The following is a 23,180-nucleotide window of genomic DNA, read 5'->3' as shown; positions in this document are numbered from 1 at the left end:
CGATGAACCATTACGCGATCAGGGTCCGGGATCACTGGACCCAGCACGCCCCGGAACGGATGGCCGCGCTGGAGGACCCGGAGCGGTTCTTCAGCGACCTGGGGGCGCAGATCGCCGCCGAAGTGTCGGACCTGGCGGGCAGACTGGAAGAGAACCCGGCGTTGAGCGTGGAGATGCGGCGCTCTTCGGGGCAGACTTACTTGAAGGACGCATCTCGTCGGATGACGGCGCGGAAGATCGCGGAGGAGGTCATGATGAACCAGCACCTGGCCTGGGCCGGCGATCCGAGCCTGCCGCTGGATCAGGCCCGCGAGGAGTGGGAGCAGACCCGAGCCTCGGACGAGAACCTGATCGCCTGGGCCGAGCGGGCACAGGACTCCCCCTACCCGATGCACTCGACAGTGGAGCTGGAGGACAAGGCGACCGAGTGGGCGTTGCCGACCGAGTTCCTGCTCGGGCTCCTGGAGGCGGAGATCCCCAGGGAGTACCTGGAAGCGAACCGGGAGGTTCTCGCGGAAGCGGCAACGATCCGGTTCCTGCGCGAAGTCCACTAACAGCAGCCGGGGGGCCTGCGGCGGTTGCGCCGCGGTTTGTGCCGTCCTCCCAGGAGGATCTGGCCCCTTCGGGCGCGAAGGCACGGTTTGAGGCGAATGTCGCCGCGATCCGCCTCGCCTGCACACTCACCGAAGAAGACCGCTTGGCGTCGGCCGAGGAGCAGCGGGTGCTGGCCCGGTGGTCCTCGTGGGGTGCGATCCCGGAGGTCTTCGATACGACCAAGACGGCCTGGGAGACCGAGCGCGCCGAGCTGCGTGAGTTGTTGAGCGACGCGGAGTGGGATGCTGCCGCGCGGACGACGATCAACGCCCACTACACCGACCCCCTGATCGCTACCCAGTTGTGGCATGCGCTGGGCGCGCTTGGGTTCGACGGCGGGCAGGTGCTGGAACCCGGCTCGGGCGCGGGCACGTTCATCGGTCTGGCCCCCGAACAGGCACAGGTGACCGGGGTGGAGCTGGACCCGATCACCGCGGCGATCAGCCGAGGCCTGTACCCGCACGCGACGATCCGCGGCGAGTCGTTCACCGACACCCGCTTGCCCGAGGGCCACTTCGACGCGGCGATCGGCACCGTGCCCTTCGCCAATGTGAGGCTGCATGATCCGGTGCACAACCCGACGGGTCAGTCGATGCATAACCACTTCATCCTCAAGTCCCTGCGCCTGGTGCGTCCGGGCGGGGTGGTGGCGGTGCTGACCTCGCACTACACGATGGACGCCCAGAACCCCGGCGCCCGCCGAGAGATGAACGCACTGGCCGATCTGGTGGGCGCGATCCGCCTCCCGTCGTGTGCGCACCGGCGGGCGGCGGGCACCGAGGTCGTCACCGACCTGCTGATCCTGCGCCGCCGCGAAGATGGGCAGCCACCGGCCGATGACCTGTGGGAGAGGGTCACTCCGATCACCCTCGACGGGCAGACCATCAAGGTCAATGCGTACTTCGACCACCACCCCGAGCATGTCCTGGGCGACATCAGCATCGGGCAGGGCATGTACGGCAGCGACAGCCTCATCGTGACGGGGAGCCTCGACCGGCTGGAGGCCGATCTGGCCGATGCGATCGACCAGGTGACCTTCACCGCCCGCCGGGCCGGACTGTCGATGACCCCACGAACGGCGGTGCAGGAGTCGCGGCGTGCGGCGTTCGTGCCCTCGCCGCCGGAGCTGTGGGACGGCAGCATCACCACCACCGAAGGTGGCGGGTTCGGCACCGTGGCCGCTGGGACCGTCGAGCCGCTCTCGGTGCCGAAGTCCGCCGCGAGTGAGCTGCGCGCACTGGTAGGTCTGCGCGATGCCGCCACCCGGCTGTTGACGCTGGAGGCCGCGAGCGTCGATGACACCGACGACATCGCCACCGCCCGCGAACAGCTGCGCCGCGGGTATCAGAAGTACCTCGGCACCTACGGACCCTTGAACCGGTACACGCTGCGGCGCACGGGGCGCACCAATGAGGCCGGGGAGGACACCTACGCGCGGATCGTGCCCACCCCGATCCGGCTACTGCGCACCGACCCCTTCGGGGCGCTCGTGATGGCCCTTGAACAGTTCGACGACACCGACCAGACCGCGACTCCAGCGGCGATCATGACCCGCCGGGTCGTCGCACCCCGCGCCGAAGTCCAGGGGGTGGAGACCCCGGCTGATGCGATCGCGGTCAGCCTCGACAAGACGGGCGGGATCGACCTGCCCCTGATCGCCGACATGCTCGGCATGCCCGACGCGGAAGCCCACGCCGCGTTGGAGGGGCTGGTGTTCACCGACCCCGACACCGACGACCTCATCCACGCCCCGGCCTACCTGTCCGGGGACGTACGCACCAAGCTCGACGCCGCCAAGTCTCGCGCCGCCGACGATCCCGCCTTCGGAACCAATGTGGAGGCACTGACCGGGGTGCTGCCCGAGGCCTTGGGTGTGGAGGACATCACCGCCCGGCTCGGCGCGGTGTGGATCAGTGCGGAGGTCCACGAGCAGTTCCTGAACGAGATGCTGCGCACGAACCAGGTGCGGGTCGAGAACCCGCTGCCGGGGGTGTGGGAGGTCCGCGGCGGACGCCAAGGGCTGCTGGCCACCAGCGAGTGGGGCACCGAACGCCGCCCGGCCCCGGACATCGCCCAGGCCGTGATGGAGCAACGCACCCTGCTGGTCTACGACGAGGTCGAAGACTCCGACGGCCGCAAGCGCCAAGTGCTCAACCCGCTGGAGACCACCGCCGCCCAAGAGAAGGCCGACGCGTTGGCCGAGCGGTTCGCCGAATGGGTGTGGGAAGACCCCGAACGCGCGGCGAGTCTGGTGGCCGAGTACAACCGGCGGTTCAACTCCATCGTGCTCAGGGACTACACCGGCGCCGGAGAATACCTCTCCCTACCCGGGCTGGCGGCGACGTTCACGCCGCGACCGCATCAGCGGGCCGCGGTCGCGCGGATGATCGCCGAACCCTCTGCCGGGTTGTTCCACGAGGTCGGGGCGGGCAAGACCGCGGAGATGATCATGGGCGCGATGGAGATGCGCCGCATGGGCCTGATCGACAAACCCGTGGTCGTCGTCCCGAACCACATGCTGGAGCAGTTCGGCCGCGAATGGCTCCAGATCTACCCGCGGGCACGGATTCTCGCTGCCTCCAGCCAAGACCTGACCGCCGAGAAGCGTCGGCTGTTCGTCGCCAGAGCGTCAGCGAACGAGTGGGACGCGGTGATCCTCACCCAGGGGGCGTTCGCGAAGATCCCGCTGCGCGCCGAAACCCAGGCCGCCTACATCCAGGGCCAGGTCGATCAGGTCAAGCAGGTCCTCGACGACGCCCAGGGCGAGGACCGGATGAGCGTCAAGCGCGTCCAACGCAAGCTGCTCCAGTTGGAGAACAAGGTCAAGGCTCGCGTCGACACCGGACGGGACGCGGGAGTGTGTTTCGAGGACACCGGGATCGACTACGTGATCGTCGACGAGATGCACATGTACAAGAACCTCGCCACCGAATCCAACATTCGCGACGCCTCCATCGAGGGTTCTGCCCGCGCATCCGACCTGCACATGAAACTGGACTACCTGCGCTCGCAAGGTCGCGAACGGGTTGTCACCGGCGCCACCGCGACCCCGATCTCCAACTCGGTGACCGAGGCGTACGTGATGCAGCGCTACTTGCGGCCCGACCTGTTGGAGGCCGCCGGGATCGGGGCGTTCGATGCGTGGGCGGCGACCTTCGGGCAGACCGTCACGAGCATGGAGATGGCACCGGCCGGGAACAACACGTTCCGGATGAAGACCCGGTTCGCGAAGTTCTCCAACGTGCCCGAGATGTTGAAGATGTGGTCGATCTTCGCCGACGTCAAGACCGCCGACGACCTCGACCTGCCCACCCCCGACCTCGCCCTCCGCGACGACGGTAAACGCGCCCCGGCCACCGTCGCAGTGCAGCCGACCGTGGAGTTGGAGCAGTTCATCGACCACCTTGGCGCCCGGGCCGAGAAGGTCGCCAAAAAGAGCGTGTCGCCGGATGAGGACAACATGCTGGTGATCTCCACCGATGGTCGCAAGGCTGCCCTCGATGTCCGCATGATCGTTCCCAACACCCCCTCGGGGCCAACGAAGGTCGACGTCGCCGCCGACGCGATCCACCGGGTCTGGGAGCAGACGAAGGATCACGAGTACCTCGACACCCTCACCGGACAGCCCTCACCCGTCCGCGGTGCGTTGCAGCTGGTGTTCTCCGACATCGGCACCCCCAACCCGGAGCGGTGGAACGCCTACGACGAACTCCATGCCCAGCTCGTCATGCGCGGGATACCTGGCGAGTCGATCAGGTATATGCACGAGGCCAAGACCGACGCCGACAAGGCCAGGTTGTTCGCCGCCGCCCGCGCCGGGCACATCGCAGTCCTGATGGGCTCCACGGAGAAGATGGGTGTCGGCACCAACGTCCAGAACCGGGCCGTGGCCTTGTATCACCTGGACTGCCCCTGGCGACCGTCCGATATCGCCCAGCGGGAGGGTCGCATCCTGCGTCAGGGCAATCAGAACGCCGAGGTCGCGATCGTCCGGTTCGTCACCGAGCGCTCCTTCGACTCCTACATGTGGCAAGGCGTCGAGAGGAAGGCCACCTTCATCGCCCAGCTCATGCGCGGCCGGCTCGACACCCGTGAGATCGAGGAGATCGACTCCTCGGCGTTGTCTGCTGCTGAGGCGAAGGCCATCAGCTCAGGCAACCCGCTACTGCTGGAGCACTCCACCATCACCAACGAGGTCACCCGGCTGCGCCGCCTGGAACGGGCCTACCACCGCAATCAGTCCATGCTCGTCCACACCCGCGACCGCGCCAGTGACGACGCCCGCCGCGCCGAAGCCGACATCACCGCCCTACAAGCCGCGCTCCGGAAAGTGCGCGATACCTCGGGCGACCGCTTCGGCATCGACCTCGCCGAGAAGAGCTACACCTCGCGGGCCGATGCCGCCCATGCGCTGGCCGAGTGGGCACACAGCTCGGACCTGAAATGGGCACCGCGCTACCAGGCCCGTGACCACGGCACCATCGGGACCATCAGCGGATTCGGCATCACGCTGAGTACCCGGCCGGCACTCGGTGGCGACCTGGTCGTGAACGTCGCGCTGGCCGGTGTCCCCCACAGCGGGTTCATCGTCACCCGCGAGGCGTTCCTCGAAGGCGGCGTCGGGCTGATCCAACGCATCGAGAACCGCGTCTCCGGCATCCCTGCGCTCTTGGACGCCGCCCGCACCGACCTTGTCGCCGCTGAGGATGCGATCGGTGAGGCCGAGAAGCGCATCGGCCAACCCTTCCGACACGCCACCGCACTAGCCGAGGCCGAAGAAGACCTCGCCCGTGTCCAGACCCAACTCGCCGTCATACAAGAACAGGACGACCCCGACCAACGCCGTCCCGACTCTCCGGACGCCGAGCTGACGGTCGAGGCGGTGCGCGCGCAACGTCCCGCGCTCGGCGTGCGCGCCAACCCGGTCCGCACCACCGTCCCGCGTTCGAGCGGCTTGAACGACTCCCCGGCACCAGTGCGACGGCGCGGCCCCGGCCTGTAGCCATCCTCAGCCCGCGGGCTGGTTTGCGCACCTGTCTGTCGAGACAGCCCGCACGTATCTGGCGGTCTGTCACCAGACAGAACAGGAGCAGACCGATGGCCATCAGAACGCAGCAGTCCCTGACCGGGTTCATCGCGACCGATCCGCAGCTGACCTACACCGAGAAGGGTGAAGCGCGGTTCTATGCGCGGGTCGGGCAGGAGAACTACCGGCGAGAGCAGGACGGGTCGTTCACCAAGCTGGAGCCGGACTTCCACAACCTGGTGATCTACCGCGCCTCGGCCGAGCGGGCCTTCGAGCGTTTCACCAAGGGCGACAGCTTCGTGGCCGAGGGCTACGCCCACGAGTACTCCTACACCCGCGACGGGCAGCAGATCGAGGGCGAGGAGTTCGTGGCCAAGAAGATCGGCCACGACACCGCCCGCACCACCTACGACGTCGCCCGCACCCGCCGTGGCGAGCCCGCCCCGGAACGGGACGCAGGACGTGACGGCCCAGCACGCAGCGCACCGTCGCGCACCGAGGCCTCCCGCGCGAGCAGCGCGAGTCGGCAGCCTGCGCTCGGACTGTGACCGGAGGACACCCGCAATGAGTGAGCACGCACCACCGGTTGCGCCGGACCTGGATGAGCCCGAGCCCGAGGACCTCCCGACCGAACCCGCTGCTGCGGGTGAGAGCGCGGCTGGGGCGCGGGTGCTGGACGAGCCGCCGCACCCGGTGAACTGGAACCTGCTGACCGCCAAGCAGGCCACGATCGAATGGCGTGAGCTGAACGCCTGGGTCGACTGGCTGCGCCACGCCTACGGCCTGCCCGCCAGCGTGGTGCCGCCGTTCTGGTACCGGCACTCCGAGCTGGTGTGGGAGCTGTCCGCGCTACACGTGCATTGGCTGTGCAGCTACGACCCAGAACAAGACGGGTCCGCCGCGATCGGCTGGCACCACGACTTCGCCGAAGCCAGGCTCCGGCTGCGCGACTGGGTCGCCGCCTCCGGCACCCGGGTGGATCGTGACCGGCCGACCCGCCAGGCCGTCTGGCCCGGCGACGACGCTCCCGAGCCGGTAGAGGAGCAGGTGATCGCCGACCGGGATGCAGACTTCGTGGCCTTCGTCAACGACGACCTCGCCCGCCGGCGGGACGCCGAGGCACGGTTCTACGCCTCCCTCAGCGCCCAAGCACCCGCCGCCGACGAGCCGTCCGAGGCCGACGAGTAGGCGGACGAGCTGATGGTGCGTTCCTATGACCGCAAGACCGACCGGGCAGGCGCCGACCGGCCAGTGCGGGTCCGGTTCGTCCGACGCGAGCAGATCGACGCCGAGAAGGTCGCCGAGGTCCTCATCCGCCTCGCCCTGCGCGCCACCGGTGACGGGACCGCCACCGGACAGGCCGGTGAACGCCTCCGGGACCTGCTGGAACCTCAGCGGTAGAATGGCCAGTACGAACGACGATCACGGCGCTCGTTGGCACCAGCCCTAAACCCCACCGGGGTGTTCTTTTCGCAGACTTTGACGTGACCGCCATCCGGCGCCCCAGCCGCCCGACACCCTGTCGGGCATCTGAAAGGCGGTCACCCGATGACGCTCATCGACCAACCCTCCGGCCTCGACCTACACGCCTTGCGCGCTCTGGCCGCGGGCAACCCCGGACAGTCCTCACAAGCCGGTGAGCCGCTGGCCGACGGCATGGTGCCCGCGGTGTCCTATCTGCGGGTCTCGACCAAGGACCAGGCCACCCGCAACGGCCTCGAAGAAGGCCTGTCCATCCCCGCCCAACGTGATGCCGCCGCCAGGAAGGCCGAGCAGCTCGGCGCGGTCATCGTCAAGGAGTTCATCGAACCGGGCGAGTCCGCCAAGACCGCCCGCAGGCGGGCGTTGCAGGAGATGCTCGACTACCTGGCTGCGAACCCGGTGCAGTACTGCATCATCAACAAGGTCGACCGGCTCGCCCGCAACCGCCTCGACGACGCGATCATCCACGCCACCCTGCGCGGGGCGAACATCACCCTGGTCTCGGTCACCGAGAACATCGACGAGACCCCCTCGGGGATGCTGATGCACGGCATCCTCGCCTCGATGGCCGAGTTCTACTCCCTCAACCTCGCCCAAGAGGTCACCAAGGGCATGGTCCAGAAAGCCACCCTCGGCGGCACCCCCACCAAAGCCCCACTCGGCTACCTCAACGTCCGCACCACCGACACCCAGGGCCGCGAAGTCCGAGACGTGCAGGTCGACCCCGAGCGTGCCGAGCTGGTCCGGTTCGCGTTCACCGCCTACGCCACCGGCGAGCAGTCCCTCTCATCGCTGGCGCGGGAGTTGAAGACCCGCGGCCTGACCACCCGGCCCACCCCATCCCAGCCCGCCCGTCCGGTGACGACCACCGCGTTGCACAAGATCCTGACCAACCCCTACTACCAGGGCACCGTGACCTTCCGCGGCGTCACCTACGACGGCACCCACACCCCGCTGGTGGACTCAGAGACCTGGCTGCGGGTACAGACCCAGCTCGATGCGAAGAACGCCGTCGGCGAGCGCCCGCAGAAGTACGACCACTACCTCAAAGGCAACCTCTACTGCTCCTGCGGAGCCAAGCTCATGATCGAACGCCCCCGCGACAAGAACGGCGACCGGTACGAGTACTTCACCTGCTCCGGCCGCAGGAAGAAGACCGGCTGCACCCGCTCCGCCGTCTTGGCGCCACGGGTAGAGGACCGGATCGACCGGGACTACGGCACCAACGGCCTCACCAAGACTGAGGCCGAGCACGTCGCCTCGGTGCTGCACCGGGTGTTCGACCAGCTCGAAGCCTCCAGCGACGACGAACGCCAGCTCCTCCAAGCCCAGCGAGACAAGCTGGAAGCCGAACGCCTCAAGCTCGTCCAGGCCCACTACGCCGATGCGATCCCCCTCGACCTGCTCAGGGCCGAACAGGACCGCATCCGCACGAGCCTGGACGCGATCACGAACCGTCTCGACGGGCTCGCGACCACCTACCGGGATGCCCACGACGGGCTCGATCAGCTCCTCGGCGTCCTCACCGACCTCGGCGATCTCTACGCCCGATGCGAACCTACTGAACGCCGCATGCTCAACCGCGCCCTCTTCAAGCGCATCGTCGTCGACGAAGACGAGAACGTCACGTTCGTCCCTGCCGAGCCCGCGGCGAGCGTCCTGGCCAACGCTCACAGCGGTGGCACGACCGATCCGGGCCCGGACGCGAAACTGCCCCGCCATCAGACGGGGCAGGTTTCGAATTTCTCAACTTACGTGGAAGGTAGTGGAACCAATCCGAACTCCCGACGTCGTCTGGAGAGGCTGGTAGCCGCTTGGGGACAGGCGGAGCGGGGCGATGGAGATGACTCAGAGTTGACCGCGGAAACGGAGCCAGATGTCGTCTCACACCCTAGTCGCCGTAATCGAACGCCGCTGACGGAGAACGAAGTAGAAGCTATTCGAACTGCTCGTCAGGGCGGTGAGAGCGTGCTGTCGATCGCGAAGCGCTTCGGTATTCACCGGGCGACCGTATGGGAACACACACGACGAAAGTCGAAGTAGGTGCGAAAACCTTGTTGGGCTACTCCACGACCCAGGTTGCGGAGAACATGTATCCGAGGGACTCTAGTTCGCCGACTTACGGATGTTGCAGATCAGGTGCGCGAGGACCGAGTTGCTGCGAGTGTGGTCCCCACCCTTCGACAGGGGAACGACGTGGTCCAAGCTCGCGCTCATGGCATCGGGGTGTAGCACTTGTGGATCGACCTTCCCTCCACAGATGCCGCAAGTCCAAGCGTCTCGTTCGTATACCTCCACTGGATCAAACCGCTCGATGGTGGCTTCTGAACGGGCCCGGCGCTCGTGCTTTGCCGCATTGCTGCTGATTCGGCGGCGACGATCCATCTCCGCTCGGTAGCGCGGCGAGTGCATCGGCTCGGGGTAGGCCGGTGCGTCAACGGGGACGGCGGCGTAGCACTCCCAGAAGAAGTAGTCCACGCCGTCGGGCTGTAGATCCGTGACCCGCTCGCGGCGCCATTGACACAGGACGCCGTTGATGTCGAAGGTGTGGCTGAATAGCTGACCCTCAAGGCGTTCGCCTCCTGGACCGTGCGGTCCGATCACCAGGGACGAGTAGTAGCCTTCATCAGTCGCCCCTGCTACGAACATGTCACCGCTCTCGGCAACGGCTACGACGACGCGCGAGGTGAAGTAGCCATCGGGCATGTCCTGGACGAGGTACTGGGTCAAGATGCCGTAGCGCTCGATCACATCACCTGGATGCGGCCCGTACCCCTCCCACTCGATAGGCAGTTCGGGCGGGCGCGCATCCGGGAGGGTGCGGAAGACACGAGGGCCGCTGGTTCGTGGATTCGGTCGCGGCCCGGTGGCTTCGACCGCTGCCGCCACTCGTTCGGCGTTGATGCTCGCGCTTCCGCGACCGTAGCGGCGACGCAGGAGGTTGTTGCACCGTCCGGAGCACACGTGTCGGTCTCGTTGCACCCAGTGGGCGCTCGCCGGCACCGGTTTGCCACAAATCACGCAGGGCTCTCCGCCCTTGGCTCGGCCATCTGGATGTTTCAGTGCCTCATCCATGACGCGGAAGTGAGCGTCTTGATCTGCCATGAGAGTCTGTCTTTGCGTCGGTGCGGTGATGACGTTCGAGTCGCGTCTACTGCGCGAATCTGAAGTCGCGATAGGTGCTTCTCACGTTGAAGCGGCGTCCTTGTTTCCTGCGTTCCAGGAAGCCCGTGATCGTCTCGATGTCGTTGGGCCGCATCTTCAGTTCACGGCATTTGGCTCGAACTTGCTCAACGGTGATGGGGGCCCATCGTTCCGGGCAGTTCATCATGTCCGCCTTGAGCTTGTCTTCTTCGTTCCACTTCAGACCCGAGTCGTATCCAGCTGCCCAAGCCGCGATGTGCTCCAGGATCTCCCCGACGCCGTTCGGCAACGGCTCGGCCGCTTCCACGGGTGCCGGCTGAGGTGCGGGCTGCACAGTCTCACCGGGCAGAAGTCGCACTGGGTTCGTGTCCTCGATCCACGTCGCAGTCTCGGCCCGCCCCCACTCGATGACGACAAGCGCATCTGCGTCGGCGCCCCAAAGATCGTTGAGGTGCTTCCGGCCCGGCCAGGCATAGAGCACACGGTGATTCGCGAGCGAGCCCGTGAACAAGCCGCGCCAGGTGAGGTGTGTGACTCCTGGACTGGCAGCAACGCGCCGGAGGATGTCGCTGTCGAACTGCTTCTGCGGCGTTACGACAACGATGGAACCGCCACGCTGTTCCAGAAGCCACTGGACGGCGCGGGCGTTCTGAGACTCACGCGAGTCTTGCTCGCCCAGTTGCGACACTGCAACAGGGAAGGGGTACTCGGTCGATGACATGCCGTCGCTCCTTGCTCTATCCCGTGAGCGGGACCTGTCGCTCACCATCAGGTATCACTTCGAGAGGTACTTCCGGACGCGCTTCTGCCACTCGGTCAGGCGTTTCAGTTCGCGTTCGAGGTCCGCCGGTTCGGGCGCGACGTAGTTGGTCTCAGCGGCCTTGTCGTGGCGTCTTCCCCAAAGGGATGTTGCACCGTAGCCGTCTTGGACGTCCTGGTTGTCAGCGTCGGTGATATCAGCGAGCAGGCGGAACTTCATCATCCGCACCTGTGAACGTCCGCGGTCGAATACTTGGTTCATGACCTCAGTGGTCACACTACGTTCCCAGGTCTCAGAGAGGTATCCCGCCCATGTGGCAACACGTTCCTCCCACTCGTCCTGAACGAGGCCAGGACGCTCCTTCTTGAGCTTCGCGAGTTCGCTTGTGAGGTGGGTGACGCGCGAACCAAAGTCCTTCGCCTTCCATGGGAAGCTGTCGATGCAGATGCCGGGATCGACTCCGCGGCGTTCCACAGCGCGCTCGGTAAGAGCAACACCTTCTCGCTCTGCTGCCGCGGCAAGGTCGCCCGTGAAAGCGACATCGTGGGTGAAGACCACCACCTGCCGGTCTTGGGCGAGTTGGGCCAGCCGTTCGGCGACCTTATCCCGCCGAACGTGGTCCAAGGACGTGACTGGGTCATCAAAGATGAGTGCCGACTTTGACTGATCGAAGACTGCCTCCGTAAAAAACCCTGCGAGTCCGAGAGCGGTCTGTTCACCCTCGCTGAGCACGGTGTGTGCAGCTACACTCTTGGCGGCACCCAGCAGGCCCGGTTTCTGGTTCAGCTGCCCCTTACGTCCGCCAAGATCCTGCAACGTCACCTTCTGAAGCCGCAGACGCTCGGCCTCTCGGCTGAAACGGTCCAGGATGCGATCGGTGGCGTGCTCGCGAGTGAGCGCAGATGCCTTCTGTGTGATGCTCTTCGTGTCCGCAGCGGTACGCGCCAACTTCAAGTCCTTTAACTCGCCCAAGCGCTGGACTTCGGCCTTGACCTTATCCACCGACTCTGAGAGTCGAACACGTGCCTGCAGCTCGGCCTTCTCATCTCTCAATTCAGTCACCGCGGCTCGGAACTGCGTCACATCAGTTGCGGCAGCACGCTCCAGGAGCTTCTCAGCACGAGCGGTGAGTTTGTCAGGGACGTCGATCGCCGTGAGTGGTGCGGGAGCGGGATCCTCGCTGGTCAGGTGTAGCACGATGGCATCACGCTGATTCTCAAGCATGGTGAGAAGTGCGGTGGCTGCGACGCCGAGCTGGGTGTCGTGCGCTTCCAAGGCGGTGAGAGCAGAGGTTCGGGCAGGTGTCGCGAACTCCAGTACTTGCAGTTCGCTGAGGCTCGAGGCGAAGTTCTGCTCGGCAGTGACGGCGTCGCGTTCAGTGGTGTCGGTCATGTACTGGTCGAACTGACGGAGGCGGGTCTTAGCCTTATCGTCGAGCGTCTGCTGGCATAGCACGCAGACCGCGCCGTCGTCAGTGACCGGGAACTGGTGGGCGTGGTATGCCTCAGCGATCGAGTAGTTACGCGCTGCGCTCCACAGCAGACGCCAGGTCTCCGAACCCACACCGGCCAGTGGCTCATCCTCGAATGAGGATGCTGCCGCGACCGACGCGGCTGCCCGCGCTGCGGCCGATGCAACTCGGAGTTCTGCCCGTGCGGTCGTCTTCTCTGTCCCCAGAACGTCGAGTAACCGAGCCAGATCGTTGCCCAACGTCTTGACTTCGTTCGCGAGCGTGGTCAGCCGCGTTTTTTCCTTCTGTGGGTCGGTCGCTGCGAGCCTCGCCTCTTCCTTGAGCACCTCGGCCAGCCGCTCGTTCGTCCCCTCGGCCAGGGCGGTAGCGGCCTCGACCTGTGTAGTGGTCATGACTTCGGTAAGAGTTGACAGGAAGGCTCCTGCTGTCGTTGTCGGCGGCAAATCCAGGGCGAGAGCCTTAGCTTCATTGGCTTTGATCCGCGTGGCGATTTCACTTCGCACCTCGTCACACACCTGGATGAGGCCGTCCAGGAGAGTCAGTGCCGAGGGACGGTATGAGATCGTCGATTCTTTGGTGAGATACTCTTCCCCGCAATGCTCGTCGTAGAAGCTCATCTTCAGCAGCTCCGGTGGTGGCGTGGCGGGGAACGCGAGCGTGTGATCCTCGCCAGCAACCCGGTAGTGCAATGCACCGGAAGGTTGGTCTGGTGAGTCCTGAAAGACGTTGGGGAGGATGTCGGACCGGTGTCGGGCGTTTACCATTGCCTTGATCAGCCGTGCATACCCGGACTTACCGCTGCCATTGTCACCATAGATGACGGTGATGCCCGTTGTCGCAAAGCTCAGATGCTGGCCGCTCACGAGAGCGTTCACTCCGCACAGCTCAGCGACCGCCGCGAGGTCGACCTGCTTGACCACAGCGGACTTCACCTGGATGCTTTTGGCCTCTTGGCTCGGCGCATTGTTGTTGCCCGCCAACACCTCATCAACGAGGTCCGTGATTTGCTCCGGCTCGTACTGCTCGCCATTGGCGATAGCGACGAGCACGCCTTGTTGCCATCCAGGGCGGTCCAATGCCCAGGTAATGATGTCACTCTCGATCGTCATAACTCATGATCTCACTCTTTGGGGCCACGCAAGCGTCCCTCGCAGCGGATCCGCGCGCCGGATCCACACGTACCAGCTACGACGCTCCAGCAGGTCGCTCTCAGTGACCTCGGGAGTAAAGGGCACGCTGAGGTCGGATGGGACGGGCAGGCGATGAGATACGAAAGGTTCACGAGGAGGCGTGGTGTGATGGAGGCATGGGGTTCGTCCGTGCGGGATCGTAGCCCGCACCGCAGGTGCGGTGCCGGCATGGGTGAGGCGGGACTGCCCGCGGATCTCACGCCCCGGTCCTGGGAACAGCTTTCCGCGCGGAAAGGGCGGGCCGACAAGCCAGCGCTGCTGGTCGATGCGGTCAGCATGGGCATACTCTCGGATCCACGTGAGTTCCGCATCGCGTTGGAGGACACATGGACCGCCACTGAATGGCCCGGACGAGCAGCGACCACGGAGTTGTGGCTGACGCTCTTCCAGATGGTCCTTGAGCCTGGTACTTATCTTGATGACACCGAGCTGCTTCCGATATCGGAGCTACCGGCGACGCTGCCGGTGTACCGGGCTGCAACCGCCGGGTACGAGGACGGACTCTCGTGGACGACGAGCTTGGAGTGCGCTCACTGGTTCGCTACCCGTCTGGGTGCGGCCTCGGGGCGCTCGCACCGGATCTACGAGATGGACGCGCCCCGGGAGACGGTGCTGGCGTTCTTCCATGCCTCTCGCAACGAGCACGAGTACGTCATTGACACCAGCCGGCTCAAGCCCGCGACGCGGCGGGAGGTGCTGCCCGAGGAATGGGAGTACCTCCTTGGCCGGCCCCTGGAACGGCCGCGGCAGCTGGGCGCCTCCGCGGTCCCCGGGGCGGGAATCTGCAAGCTCGACGACGGTGTCAGCGAGGCCGGACAGGAGGGTCTCACGCGGGCGGAAGCGGTTGGTCTGGTGCTGCGCATGTCCGAAGGACTGACCGAGGAAGCGACGGTGGCGGCGCTGGAATCCGTGGAGAGTCGGTACCGGTTCGACGCTCCTGATCAGCGCGTATCACATGTGACGCTCACCGACACGATCGCGGCGGCACACGAGGGCTACCGGCCCTGACCCCCGAGAACCGATGGGCGGTGAAAGGCTGCGAGCTTTCGGTTCAGTTTCGGGTGGGTCCCTCGGCGGATGCCGGATTCCTGTGTGCGTGCTTACGCGCCGTGGCGAAGCCCTTGAGCCCGTTGATGATTAACTTCGCACCGTCATAGAGGAATAGGAAGAACAGCAGGTACAGCAGTTGGGGCAAGCCGAGGTGCACGAGCAGGCTGACGAACAAGGCGCAGGCTAGGAACGCGACACCGTAGAGCATCACCAGGCTCGGCCAGTGGGCGGGGTGGCGGGTGCGAAGCCAGCGCAGGAACCGGTTCGTAGGCGCGTGGCGTTGCACCAGATCGCGGGTGCGGATGCTGAGGTTCAGGAGTGCGGAGAACATGGTACGGGCCTCACAGGCATGACACGGTTCGGGCATGTCGTACTAAGCGCTGCAGGCCCAATGTGTGTTCGTTCTCCCGTCGGCGAGAGGCCATCCGCCCAGGTCATGTTCGCTAGGTCGGAATCCTGTGTTCTTTCCTGCGCTTACAACGATACGCCGGGCCGCACCAGACTTCTAGCGCGTTATCTCTACCAGGCGCGGGGTCACCAGTCCTCAAGGGGAACAGAGAGCGGTCGGAGCAGAGGTGTCACGTCGATGAGTTGATCGGTGTGATATCGAAAGTCGGCTATCTGGTCGGGCCTTCTCGGTCCACGGTGCTCTCTTGTCCGGCTGGGGGTTCGTCGTTCGGGGTGAAGGTGGCCAGATGTGTGGCGGCGCGTTCATAATCGAGACGCTGCGCGTCCGGGCGGAGACAGGAAGCTCAGCCGCGCACTCAATGTCATCGAGATGGTCCGGATGCTCCACGACCGCGACACTCGTTCCTACGTCCACCGGCGACGCATCGAAGGAAAGACCGACCGCGAGATCGGACGCATCCTCAAGCGTTACCACGCCGCCGCATCTACCGTCACCTCAACGCTGTCTCAAACTCCAAATTGTGGTTTGAGATACAGAAGCTTCACAGAGACACACCCCAAGTTTAGTAGTGGAACTGCTACCTACTCATCAAATCCTACGCAAAGCAGTGGTGGGGTTAGGCAACTCGAACGACGTGCCGATGTCGGCCGGGTAGCCGTAGTCGATGCTAGCCACCGTAATCCGGTTGGAGGTGATTTCGCTGATACGGACTTTCACAGGCTCGGGGTGGTCCTCGAGGTCGAGCATCCAGTCCTCCGCGAGGTAGCTCAGTCCAAGCTCCTCGAGGAGCGCCTCGGCGTCGGTCAACTCCTGTGGACCGCCGATCTCGTTCCACATCAGGTCAATGGGAATAAACCGGTCATCCTCACTCATACGCACGTAGCCCACGTGCTCGCCATCAGAGCCGCGGATGTGGGGGAACGTCGTGTCGTCGGCCATACCTGCAGACTATACCCATACCGCGCCCGGAACTCAGGAGGCGGGGCCGGTGTGCTCAAACCAGCATCTGGTGGGTTGCGAAGTCGCGGTACAGGGTGCACCGGTCCACGAGCTCGTCATGTGTGCCCACATCCTGGACCTGACCAGCGTCGAGCACGATGATTTGGTCAGCAGTGACGACTGTAGAAAGCCGGTGGGCCACGATGAGCGTCGTTCTGCCGCGGGACATCTTATCGAGGGCCTCGCTCAACATGGTCTCGGTGGTCGCGTCTACGCTGGCGGTCGGCTCGTCAAAGAGCAGCAGCCGGGGATCTTGCAGGAGTACACGGGCCCAGGCCAGGCGCTGCCGCTCGCCGCCGGAGAGCGCGGCCCCGTTGTCACCGAGTTCGAGCTGTAGGCCTGCCGCCTGGCGGGCGACCAGTCCCTCCAGACCCACCGCGGACAACACTCGATGCAGGTCCTCATCAGTGGCGTCGGGGGCGGCAATACGCAGATTCTCAGCGAGGCTCCCGCCCAGAGCAGGTGCCCCCTGCTCTACGTAGGCCACCTGTCGCCGGTAGGCCTCAAGGTCGGCGTGCTTCAGGTCCTGGCCAAGGCAGCGGACCGTGCCCTCGTCGGGGTCTACGAACCCTTCGAGCAGCGACAAGATCGTGGACTTGCCGGCCCCCGAGGGGCCGACGATCGCGGTGCGAGACCCGGTGGGCACGGTGAAGGACACGCCGCGCAGTACCGGGGGCTCGCCGTAGCGAAAGTGAACGTCCTCGACTACTACAGCGGGCGCGCCGGACTGCCTACGCCCGGCCGCCTCACTGCTGCCACCGGAGCGCTCCACGGGCCGGTCGAGCACCCGGCGGATGCGATCGTAGGAGGCCAGTCCTAGCTGGATCTGGGTGTAGGCGCCCATCGCCTGGGTAATGGGCATCACTAGGAGAAACAGATACATGATGAACGCCATCAGCTCCCCCACCGTCATGGCGCCATGCGCCACACGCAGCCCACCGACCGCTAGGACCACCAGGAAGGCACCCTGAATGCTCAAGGTCATGATGGGCTGGACCCAAGCCTGGATCCGAGCCATTTCGATCCCGGAGGCTTCCGCTCGGCGGGCGAAGCTGGCGACGTGCTCGGCCTGATCCTGGGTAGCGGCGCTGGAGCGCACTAGTACGATCGAGGACAATGCACGATCGGCGGCCGCCGTCATGCGGGCGATCTCTGCCTGGGTGACCTCGCTGGTGCGGCGCATGCGGGCACCCATGACGGTGACGCCCGCGCCGCCGATTATGACCCCGGCGAGAGTGAGGAGGAATAGCAGAGGATCGAGGGAGAGCATGAGCACGACGGCCGCACCGAACATCAGCACCGCTGAGACGAGCTCGAACAGTCCTGAGGTGACGATTGTGCGCACCTGCCCGGTGTCGGAGCCGAGGCGGCTAATCCACTCGCCCTTCGGAGTCTCAGCATAGTCGCGCATAGGCAGCCGCAAGAGATGGCCGATCAACGACCGTCGTAGCCCACCGACGAAGCCCTCTCCCGTGCGCTGGAGCATATAAGACTGCGCGCCCCGCAAGAGGGCCTCGCCCAGAGTGACGCCGACGAGCCACCACAACCAGGGGTTGTCACCGCCGCGGCCTGTGGCGTCGATCATGTGTTGCATCATCAGCGGCTGGGCCACGCCAAAGACCGTGGCGGTGAGGGAGAGCACGGCAACGATCACCAGCGCGAGACGGTGCGGGGCCACAGCGGCGAGGAAGTCGCGGAAGGCACCCTTGGGGGGGATGGTTCGGGGGTGCTGCGGGAGTGCTCCTAGCGGCGGGGCCCCATGGTCGTCGACCGTGGTCGAGTCCTCCCCGTCTGGTGCCGGTGTTGTCAATTCTCCTCCTCGGAATGGAAGCCGGGCGCAGGCCGGGCTAATAGGTGTGGGGGCAACACATGGTCCAGGTGGGTGCCGCCCAGGACAGTTTGTTCCAGGACGTGCCACTTCACCCGGTCGGGCGGGGTACCAATGGGGCCGGTGCGGTCAGCCACCGTACGGGGCAGCCGCTCGGCGTCCAGGGCTTGGGGATCCTCTACCAAGTAGACAGCGCCCCACACGCCGTACTGGGGGTTCGAGTACCAGGCCTTCAGTACCACGCCCGGCAGCCCGTGGTAAGCGGTTGCGCCGGGGCCCTGAGCCCAGGCACGGAGCTGTTCGAGGGAGGCGTGGTGCCGGTGCAGGTCCCATTCGACGTTGACAAGGAAGTACACGGTCGTGGGTCTCCGTTCAGGGGAAGGGATGGGGTAGCACTGGCTCCGAGGGGTCCGCTCCGGGGCGCAAGCCGAGGCGGGCGGGCACCGTGTCGAGACGGGGGATGCCATCGATCCGGCGCAGGTGGTGGCCGAAGGTCATAGTTAGCGACCCGGTCACGAGTACCTTGACGCAGGACAGGCCGCCAGCCCGATGCTCGTCGGTAGTCTGGTCCACGACCAACACCTCCTGGCCCTCCGCGGTGAAGCGCCCGACCATCTCGAGGAGATCCTCGGCCATGGAAGCGGCGGTGAACTGGTTAGGGTTCCGCTCGGCCGTGGCGAAGGAGACCTCGGGTCCCTCGTCCAGGAAGTCGAGGTAATGGCGCATCCGGGGCGAACCGAAAAGCGTGGAGTGGTCCTCCATGGTCTGTACCAGCGAAAAGTCGTCGACCATCCGTTCGGCCCGCTCGGCGAGGGACGGGAAGCGGGCGATGAAGTCGTTAAGGAAGGGCCCTAGCTCGCTGAGGGCGTTGAGCGCGGCCTTCTCTAGGGAAGGGTGCGCGCCGGCTGCGCAGACCAGGGCCGGACGGCCGGTGGCCGAGGGGTCAGGGTTGCGAGCCAGAGCCCACACGGACGGGATGCCGTTCTCCATGGTCTGGTCGTGGAGCTGGACCCGGTACCCGGTCTCCCGCTCGATCATCCGCAGTTGTGCCTCGACGGGTTGGTACCGAGCTGTGGCAGGCCGCAGTCGGGGCAGCGAGAGGCGCCGGTACCAGGCCAGCAGGAACGCGTCCCGCTCGGCGACCTCGAGCAACCCGTGAAGAGCAGCCTCCTCTGTGGTGGCTCCCAGGGCGCAGCCGTTGGAGACCTCGTAGAGGTAGGGGGCGGTACCCGTGTCGTGGGCTACGTAGTAGTAGGCCTGCGACTCCAGCACGAGTCGGGGACGGTCGTGCAGGAAGGAGTGAGCCCACACCCAGCGGTAGGAGGTATGTGCATCGAAGTCGCGGTAGTGGTTGCCGGTGTCTTCGTAAGTGCTCGCAGGGTGGGCACCGAATAGCCGCGGGTCCACCGCATCCTCGCCTAGCTCGGCGAACGGCGCCTCTACGACGGTGCGCCGTCCCCCGGGTTGGACTCCGCCGTAGCGCTCGAGCGCCTCCAGGATTGCCGTGGCCTCGCTCTCGTCGTAACTGCGGCTGCGGCCGAACCCGGGCTCGACCCACTCGTGGCGGCGCAGCTTCATCAGGGCCCCGGCGACGGCGAGCCCGCCCTGGGTGTCACGGCGCAGGGAGTGCAGCACTCCGCAGAATTCGTCGACATAGAGGTCCTTTAGCTCGTCGAGACGTTGGACGGGGTTCTCATACCGGTAGGACCGGGGGCCGTGCTTGGGCCGGTAGCTGAGGACCAGGTGGGCATCTTCGGCGCGGTCGTCGGGTAGGCCTCCGCAGGTCTGGCACAGGGGGTCGGGCAGGTAGCGATGGGTGGTTGGGGCCAAGGACTGCGAGCTCACCTGGACTACGGGTCGAGCCGGGAAAAGATCATCCCGGGTGATCAGCCCTCGGGCTGCGGCCAGGACAGCCTCGGCGAGGTCGGCAGGTTCGGCGGACCGCGTGAGCGGTGGATCGGCGGCAGTCCACTGCGTCTCGGCTGCTTGGACTTCTAGGTGCTTCGGGTTGGCCAACTGGCGGCGAGTGAGCAGGCACGCTGGGCAGCCGGGCCGGCGGGGGTCATGGGGCACTACCAGTGCGGCACCCGGGAGCAGTACCACCGCGAGCTCGGGTTCGGTCGGCGGCTGTCGGTCGGCGGTGAACTCGTCAGCGGTGCCGACCTGCAGGAACCAGTCGAGCCCGCTCGCCCGGAGGGAGGGGGCTTGTTCCAGCAAGTGCTGCTTCACGACTCGGCGGTAACTGGACCAGGTATGCAGCGTGGGCAGGTTGTCGGTCATGAATCAGGCACCTCTGGGGACGAGAAGGACGAGGGAGCGGTGCGGTAGCGCGGCATCGATGGTCGGACCACCATGCAGGGGAATGACCACGGCAGTGCCGTGTTCACTCATGACGGCGTCGAGGTCTGGGGCGACCCGAGGGTGTGATCCGCTACCGGGAGCGGGGATTGCCCAGGTGCGGGGCGCGGCAGCTTCATTGCCCAGGTCCTGCGCCTGGTGGTAGAGCAGCGCCTGGATGACCGCTTCCTTTACCGCGTCTTGCTCGTCATGCGTCGAGACGCCCGCGACTACTGTGCCGGGAGACACCTGTAATGCTGCCAGAGTGAAGGGCAGCCCGGTGGCGACCAGTAGCTGGGTGCGGTCCTGGTGGAGGGCGAGCAGATCCGCCCCGGGGGTGGCGGACGACAGGGTGGCAGCGCGCCACGAGCCCCAGCCCTGCTGCAGAGTGAGGTCGGCAGCGACGCGCACGGCCGCAGCGCGGACGCTGTCGGCGGCGGTGGCCCCGTGGGCGGCGGCCCCGTGCCCCTTGGCCAGCAGGCGTTCGACGTCCGTGCGGTGAAGCTGTACCGGGGCGTCGGAATCCGATGGCACTGTGTCGTTGTACGGGTGGGCTGAGACTTCCGGGGTTAGCCAGGAGCGACCGTGTTCGAGCACGGCCGCTCCGACGGCCCTTCCGCGGGCCTCCTCCAGGGTCCATCCGTGGCCGGTCACTGTGCGGACCGATCCATCGGCCAGACGCACCCGACAGGCGGAGAGCTGCAGGGGCAGCTGTTGCAGGCCACTCTCAGTGGGCACCCCCAGAGGGCTGGTGACGTCGTCAACGAGCGGGGCGCAGCGGCGCGAGAGCACCAGCGGGTCCGCGGGGTCTTCCGGCAGCTGATCCGGGGCGGAAGGTGCCGGCGTGTTCGCTTCGGCAGGAGCGGAACCGTCGAGCACGAGCCGGTGCTCGTCCAAGCGGTAGGGCATCCAACTGAGCCGGACGCATCGGTACCGATGGGGGGTTTCGACGGCCCCGACGAGCAAGGTCCGTGACAGCCACGGCACCCACGCTTCCCAGGGGCAGTCGGCAGGGTCCGGGGTCGTCCCGGCACCGGCACGCTGCACGTGACGGAGTAGCTCGGCCGCAGCGGCGCGGTGCTGGGCCTCAGGTCCCGGGAATAGCCCCAACCACAGCTCCTCTCCGGTGATGATCACCCGGAAGCCGCTCACCGTCCGGGGATCCGTGCCGTTGCAGACCGTGCCGTCCACGCACTCCGGTTCCATCCATTCACCGACGGCGGGGCTCGCGATGCGGCCCACCAGCCGGCCACTCAGCTGTCGGGCAAGCGCGGCGGCAGCGGGGTGCTCACCGTGGGCCAGCCACACGGTGGGTGCCTCGGACTGTGCCGTGTCCGTGGGCGTGGCAACGACGGCACCGTGGGTAGTCAGGGCGTCGAGCAGTCGGCGCATCCGGTCGTGCGCAGCCAAGGGTAGAGAGGCAAGCAGTTCCTCCCTGGGGATCGGTGATCTCAGCCGGGATCGCAGCCAGTCCACCGGGGGGCCGAGACCAGCACCCTTGAGCTGATGGGCACCGCCCTCGTCGTGGACTAGTATGCCCCAGTCGTGAGTAGTGACGATTGCGGTCGTGGACCACTGCAGTGTCTCGGCGCTCATGCGGGACGCTCCTGAAAGCGCTCGTCGGGATGCGGGGTGCCAAGGAGGAACTCCCCAACGCTGGTGCATTCCAGAGGATCGAGCCCGGTAGCGCGCGAGAAGAGGTCGCTGTCTCCGCTGCCGATTGCGCAGGCAGCCAGGCCCATGTCGGTGGCGACGAGATACATGGTCTGCATGAGCACACCGATGTGCTTGAGCATCACGGCGTAGCCCATCTGCTCGTACTTCCACAGGATACGGCCAAAGCGCGGTGCCATGAGCAAGGTCACCTGCGGGAGGGCATCAACGGTCGAAGAGTGGGCAGCTTCGCGCAGAAGTGCCGCGACGTCCGGGTGCTCGAGTCCCTCCCGGACGGGGGCGAGCCCATGCTCGGTGGGGTCGTAACGCCACAGCCCTGGCGCGAGGTCCCGCACGTGGCGGACAAGTAGATAGATCTCGGTCTCGTAGACCGATCCGCCAGAGGGGTAGGGCTTGCTGCCGTAATCCACGCCTTCTACTTCTTGTACAAGCCGCAACCGGGCGGTGCGGTAGAGGAACTCGCCGAGACGGTCCCGGTCCAGAGGCGCATCGTCGTCATGGCGGCGGATTGAGCGGCGGTCTTCGAGGGCCCGGTGCAAGCTCAGAGAGCGAGCACCGAGGGCTTCGAGGTCCGCGGCGGCGAAGCGGACGGTCACAGCTGGAGCTTCCGCGGGCTGCAGCGGCGGGGGCGGGAAGATGTCGCGGGCCCAGAACGTGCCCCCGAAGCCACGCTCGCGGCCATATCGGCGGGAGCGCTCGTGGAACCACAACTCGTGGGCGGACCACTGGCGGTGACTGAGGCGCTCCTGCTCCTCGCGGGGTTCGACCAGGGCCCCGCCCCACAGCAGGACTTGCTCCTCGAGGCTGGTGCGTCCCGAGGTTTCGAGGCATCGGTGGAGCTGCTCGAGATTCGGAAAGAGGAGGTCGCACCAGGAGTGCGGCGCCTCAAGGTGCCAGCCGCTGTCCGCAGGCACAAGCACGGCGTGCCGGGACAAACGCGGCTCCGAAACGGGGGGAAGCGGTCGCTGCGGGGGCTGGCGACGGGGAAGGACGGTGAACACGGGTTCGAAGCCGCTGACGACGGTGAGGGTGAGCCAGCCGTCGTCGAGCAGCTCATCGGGAAGGTGTGTGCCTGGCAGTGCGGGTCCGCCGTCTAGCAGGCCGGGGTCGACCTCGACGCCCTCGGGGCTGCCGAGGCGGGTGAGCAGATCTTCGGTGGTCGCGTCCCACCGGTCCAGGGTCCGGTGATGTGGCCACCGCACGAGCATGGCTCGAT

At 66.2% G+C, this 23,180-nt stretch carries 17 protein-coding genes; 7 read left to right on the top strand and 10 right to left on the bottom strand.

Annotated features, from left to right (window positions below):
- Window positions 1–2: 2 nt before the first annotated feature.
- The 6 genes from GNZ21_RS01905 (at window position 3) to GNZ21_RS01880 (ending at window position 9,145) form a co-directional block, all read left to right on the top strand.
- The gene (locus GNZ21_RS01905) at window positions 3–554 is read left to right on the top strand and encodes a hypothetical protein (protein ID WP_157320830.1); all 552 of its coding nucleotides are present in this window, start codon (window positions 3–5) and stop codon (window positions 552–554) included.
- Window positions 555–592: 38 nt separating this feature from the next.
- Window positions 593–5,596 (top strand): helicase-related protein, encoded by a 5,004-nt coding sequence (locus GNZ21_RS01900; RefSeq protein WP_188503504.1) that lies wholly within the window; start codon window positions 593–595, stop codon window positions 5,594–5,596.
- Between the two features lie 95 nt (window positions 5,597–5,691).
- Window positions 5,692–6,168 (top strand): single-stranded DNA-binding protein, encoded by a 477-nt coding sequence (locus tag GNZ21_RS01895; protein WP_157320829.1) that lies wholly within the window; start codon window positions 5,692–5,694, stop codon window positions 6,166–6,168.
- Between the two features lie 16 nt (window positions 6,169–6,184).
- Window positions 6,185–6,808: a hypothetical protein gene (locus tag GNZ21_RS01890; RefSeq protein WP_157320828.1), complete on the top strand. Its 624-nt coding sequence runs from the start codon at window positions 6,185–6,187 to the stop codon at window positions 6,806–6,808.
- A 12-nt stretch (window positions 6,809–6,820) separates the two neighbouring features.
- Window positions 6,821–7,021 (top strand): hypothetical protein, encoded by a 201-nt coding sequence (locus tag GNZ21_RS01885; RefSeq protein WP_157320826.1) that lies wholly within the window; start codon window positions 6,821–6,823, stop codon window positions 7,019–7,021.
- Between the two features lie 147 nt (window positions 7,022–7,168).
- Window positions 7,169–9,145, top strand: a complete 1,977-nt coding sequence (locus GNZ21_RS01880) for a recombinase family protein (RefSeq protein WP_157320824.1) — start codon at window positions 7,169–7,171, stop codon at window positions 9,143–9,145.
- 63 nt (window positions 9,146–9,208) lie between these two features.
- Here the strand turns inward: GNZ21_RS01880 and GNZ21_RS16150 are convergent, their stop codons facing one another.
- The 3 genes from GNZ21_RS16150 to GNZ21_RS01865 all read right to left on the bottom strand — a co-directional run bounded on the left by GNZ21_RS16150 (window position 9,209) and on the right by GNZ21_RS01865 (window position 13,586).
- Window positions 9,209–9,853 (bottom strand): HNH endonuclease, encoded by a 645-nt coding sequence (locus GNZ21_RS16150; RefSeq protein ID WP_157320823.1) that lies wholly within the window; start codon window positions 9,851–9,853, stop codon window positions 9,209–9,211.
- Window positions 9,854–10,253: 400 nt separating this feature from the next.
- Window positions 10,254–10,967 (bottom strand): hypothetical protein, encoded by a 714-nt coding sequence (locus tag GNZ21_RS01870; protein WP_157320822.1) that lies wholly within the window; start codon window positions 10,965–10,967, stop codon window positions 10,254–10,256.
- Between the two features lie 54 nt (window positions 10,968–11,021).
- A complete protein-coding gene (locus tag GNZ21_RS01865) occupies window positions 11,022–13,586 on the bottom strand; it encodes an AAA family ATPase (protein WP_157320821.1) in 2,565 nt (854 codons plus the stop codon).
- 249 nt (window positions 13,587–13,835) lie between these two features.
- On the opposite strand from GNZ21_RS01865, the gene GNZ21_RS01860 reads away from it, so the two are divergent.
- Window positions 13,836–14,675, top strand: coding sequence for a hypothetical protein (locus tag GNZ21_RS01860; RefSeq protein WP_157320819.1), 840 nt, complete (start codon window positions 13,836–13,838; stop codon window positions 14,673–14,675).
- Between the two features lie 43 nt (window positions 14,676–14,718).
- Here the strand turns inward: GNZ21_RS01860 and GNZ21_RS01855 are convergent, their stop codons facing one another.
- The 7 genes from GNZ21_RS01855 to GNZ21_RS01825 form a co-directional block, all read right to left on the bottom strand.
- A complete protein-coding gene (locus GNZ21_RS01855; protein WP_157320818.1) occupies window positions 14,719–15,048 on the bottom strand; it encodes a hypothetical protein in 330 nt (109 codons plus the stop codon).
- A 666-nt stretch (window positions 15,049–15,714) separates the two neighbouring features.
- The gene (locus GNZ21_RS01850) at window positions 15,715–16,065 is read right to left on the bottom strand and encodes a serine/threonine protein phosphatase (RefSeq protein ID WP_157320816.1); all 351 of its coding nucleotides are present in this window, start codon (window positions 16,063–16,065) and stop codon (window positions 15,715–15,717) included.
- A gap of 55 nt (window positions 16,066–16,120) precedes the next feature.
- Window positions 16,121–17,935 (bottom strand): ABC transporter ATP-binding protein, encoded by a 1,815-nt coding sequence (locus GNZ21_RS01845; protein WP_157320815.1) that lies wholly within the window; start codon window positions 17,933–17,935, stop codon window positions 16,121–16,123.
- Window positions 17,932–18,309, bottom strand: a complete 378-nt coding sequence (locus tag GNZ21_RS01840; RefSeq protein ID WP_157320813.1) for a hypothetical protein — start codon at window positions 18,307–18,309, stop codon at window positions 17,932–17,934. Before GNZ21_RS01840 ends, GNZ21_RS01845 begins: the two co-directional genes overlap by 4 nt.
- Window positions 18,310–18,325: 16 nt before the next feature.
- The gene (locus GNZ21_RS01835; RefSeq protein ID WP_157320812.1) at window positions 18,326–20,233 is read right to left on the bottom strand and encodes a TOMM precursor leader peptide-binding protein; all 1,908 of its coding nucleotides are present in this window, start codon (window positions 20,231–20,233) and stop codon (window positions 18,326–18,328) included.
- Window positions 20,234–20,236: 3 nt separating this feature from the next.
- A complete protein-coding gene (locus tag GNZ21_RS01830) occupies window positions 20,237–21,886 on the bottom strand; it encodes a hypothetical protein (protein WP_157320811.1) in 1,650 nt (549 codons plus the stop codon).
- Window positions 21,883–23,172: a SagB/ThcOx family dehydrogenase gene (locus tag GNZ21_RS01825; RefSeq protein WP_157320810.1), complete on the bottom strand. Its 1,290-nt coding sequence runs from the start codon at window positions 23,170–23,172 to the stop codon at window positions 21,883–21,885. Before GNZ21_RS01825 ends, GNZ21_RS01830 begins: the two co-directional genes overlap by 4 nt.
- Window positions 23,173–23,180 lie beyond the last annotated feature (8 nt).

The sequence above is a fragment of the Nesterenkonia alkaliphila genome (assembly GCF_009758175.1).
GTDB lineage: Bacteria > Actinomycetota > Actinomycetes > Actinomycetales > Micrococcaceae > Nesterenkonia > Nesterenkonia alkaliphila.
This window is presented reverse-complemented; position numbering and strand designations above follow the sequence as displayed.

What these genes read in the sequence shown, in the direction of transcription:
- GNZ21_RS01905 (WP_157320830.1), top strand. Translation starts at nt 3, where the DNA reads ATGAACCATTACGCGATCAGGGTCCGGGATCACTGGACCCAGCACGCC.
- GNZ21_RS01895 (WP_157320829.1), top strand. Translation starts at nt 5,692, where the DNA reads ATGGCCATCAGAACGCAGCAGTCCCTGACCGGGTTCATCGCGACCGAT.
- GNZ21_RS01890 (WP_157320828.1), top strand. Translation starts at nt 6,185, where the DNA reads ATGAGTGAGCACGCACCACCGGTTGCGCCGGACCTGGATGAGCCCGAG.
- GNZ21_RS01885 (WP_157320826.1), top strand. Translation starts at nt 6,821, where the DNA reads ATGGTGCGTTCCTATGACCGCAAGACCGACCGGGCAGGCGCCGACCGG.
- GNZ21_RS01880 (WP_157320824.1), top strand. Translation starts at nt 7,169, where the DNA reads ATGACGCTCATCGACCAACCCTCCGGCCTCGACCTACACGCCTTGCGC.
- GNZ21_RS01870 (WP_157320822.1), bottom strand. Translation starts at nt 10,967, where the DNA reads ATGTCATCGACCGAGTACCCCTTCCCTGTTGCAGTGTCGCAACTGGGC.
- GNZ21_RS01865 (WP_157320821.1), bottom strand. Translation starts at nt 13,586, where the DNA reads ATGACGATCGAGAGTGACATCATTACCTGGGCATTGGACCGCCCTGGA.
- GNZ21_RS01860 (WP_157320819.1), top strand. Translation starts at nt 13,836, where the DNA reads ATGGGTGAGGCGGGACTGCCCGCGGATCTCACGCCCCGGTCCTGGGAA.
- GNZ21_RS01855 (WP_157320818.1), bottom strand. Translation starts at nt 15,048, where the DNA reads ATGTTCTCCGCACTCCTGAACCTCAGCATCCGCACCCGCGATCTGGTG.
- GNZ21_RS01850 (WP_157320816.1), bottom strand. Translation starts at nt 16,065, where the DNA reads ATGGCCGACGACACGACGTTCCCCCACATCCGCGGCTCTGATGGCGAG.
- GNZ21_RS01835 (WP_157320812.1), bottom strand. Translation starts at nt 20,233, where the DNA reads ATGACCGACAACCTGCCCACGCTGCATACCTGGTCCAGTTACCGCCGA.
- GNZ21_RS01830 (WP_157320811.1), bottom strand. Translation starts at nt 21,886, where the DNA reads ATGAGCGCCGAGACACTGCAGTGGTCCACGACCGCAATCGTCACTACT.
- GNZ21_RS01825 (WP_157320810.1), bottom strand. Translation starts at nt 23,172, where the DNA reads ATGCTCGTGCGGTGGCCACATCACCGGACCCTGGACCGGTGGGACGCG.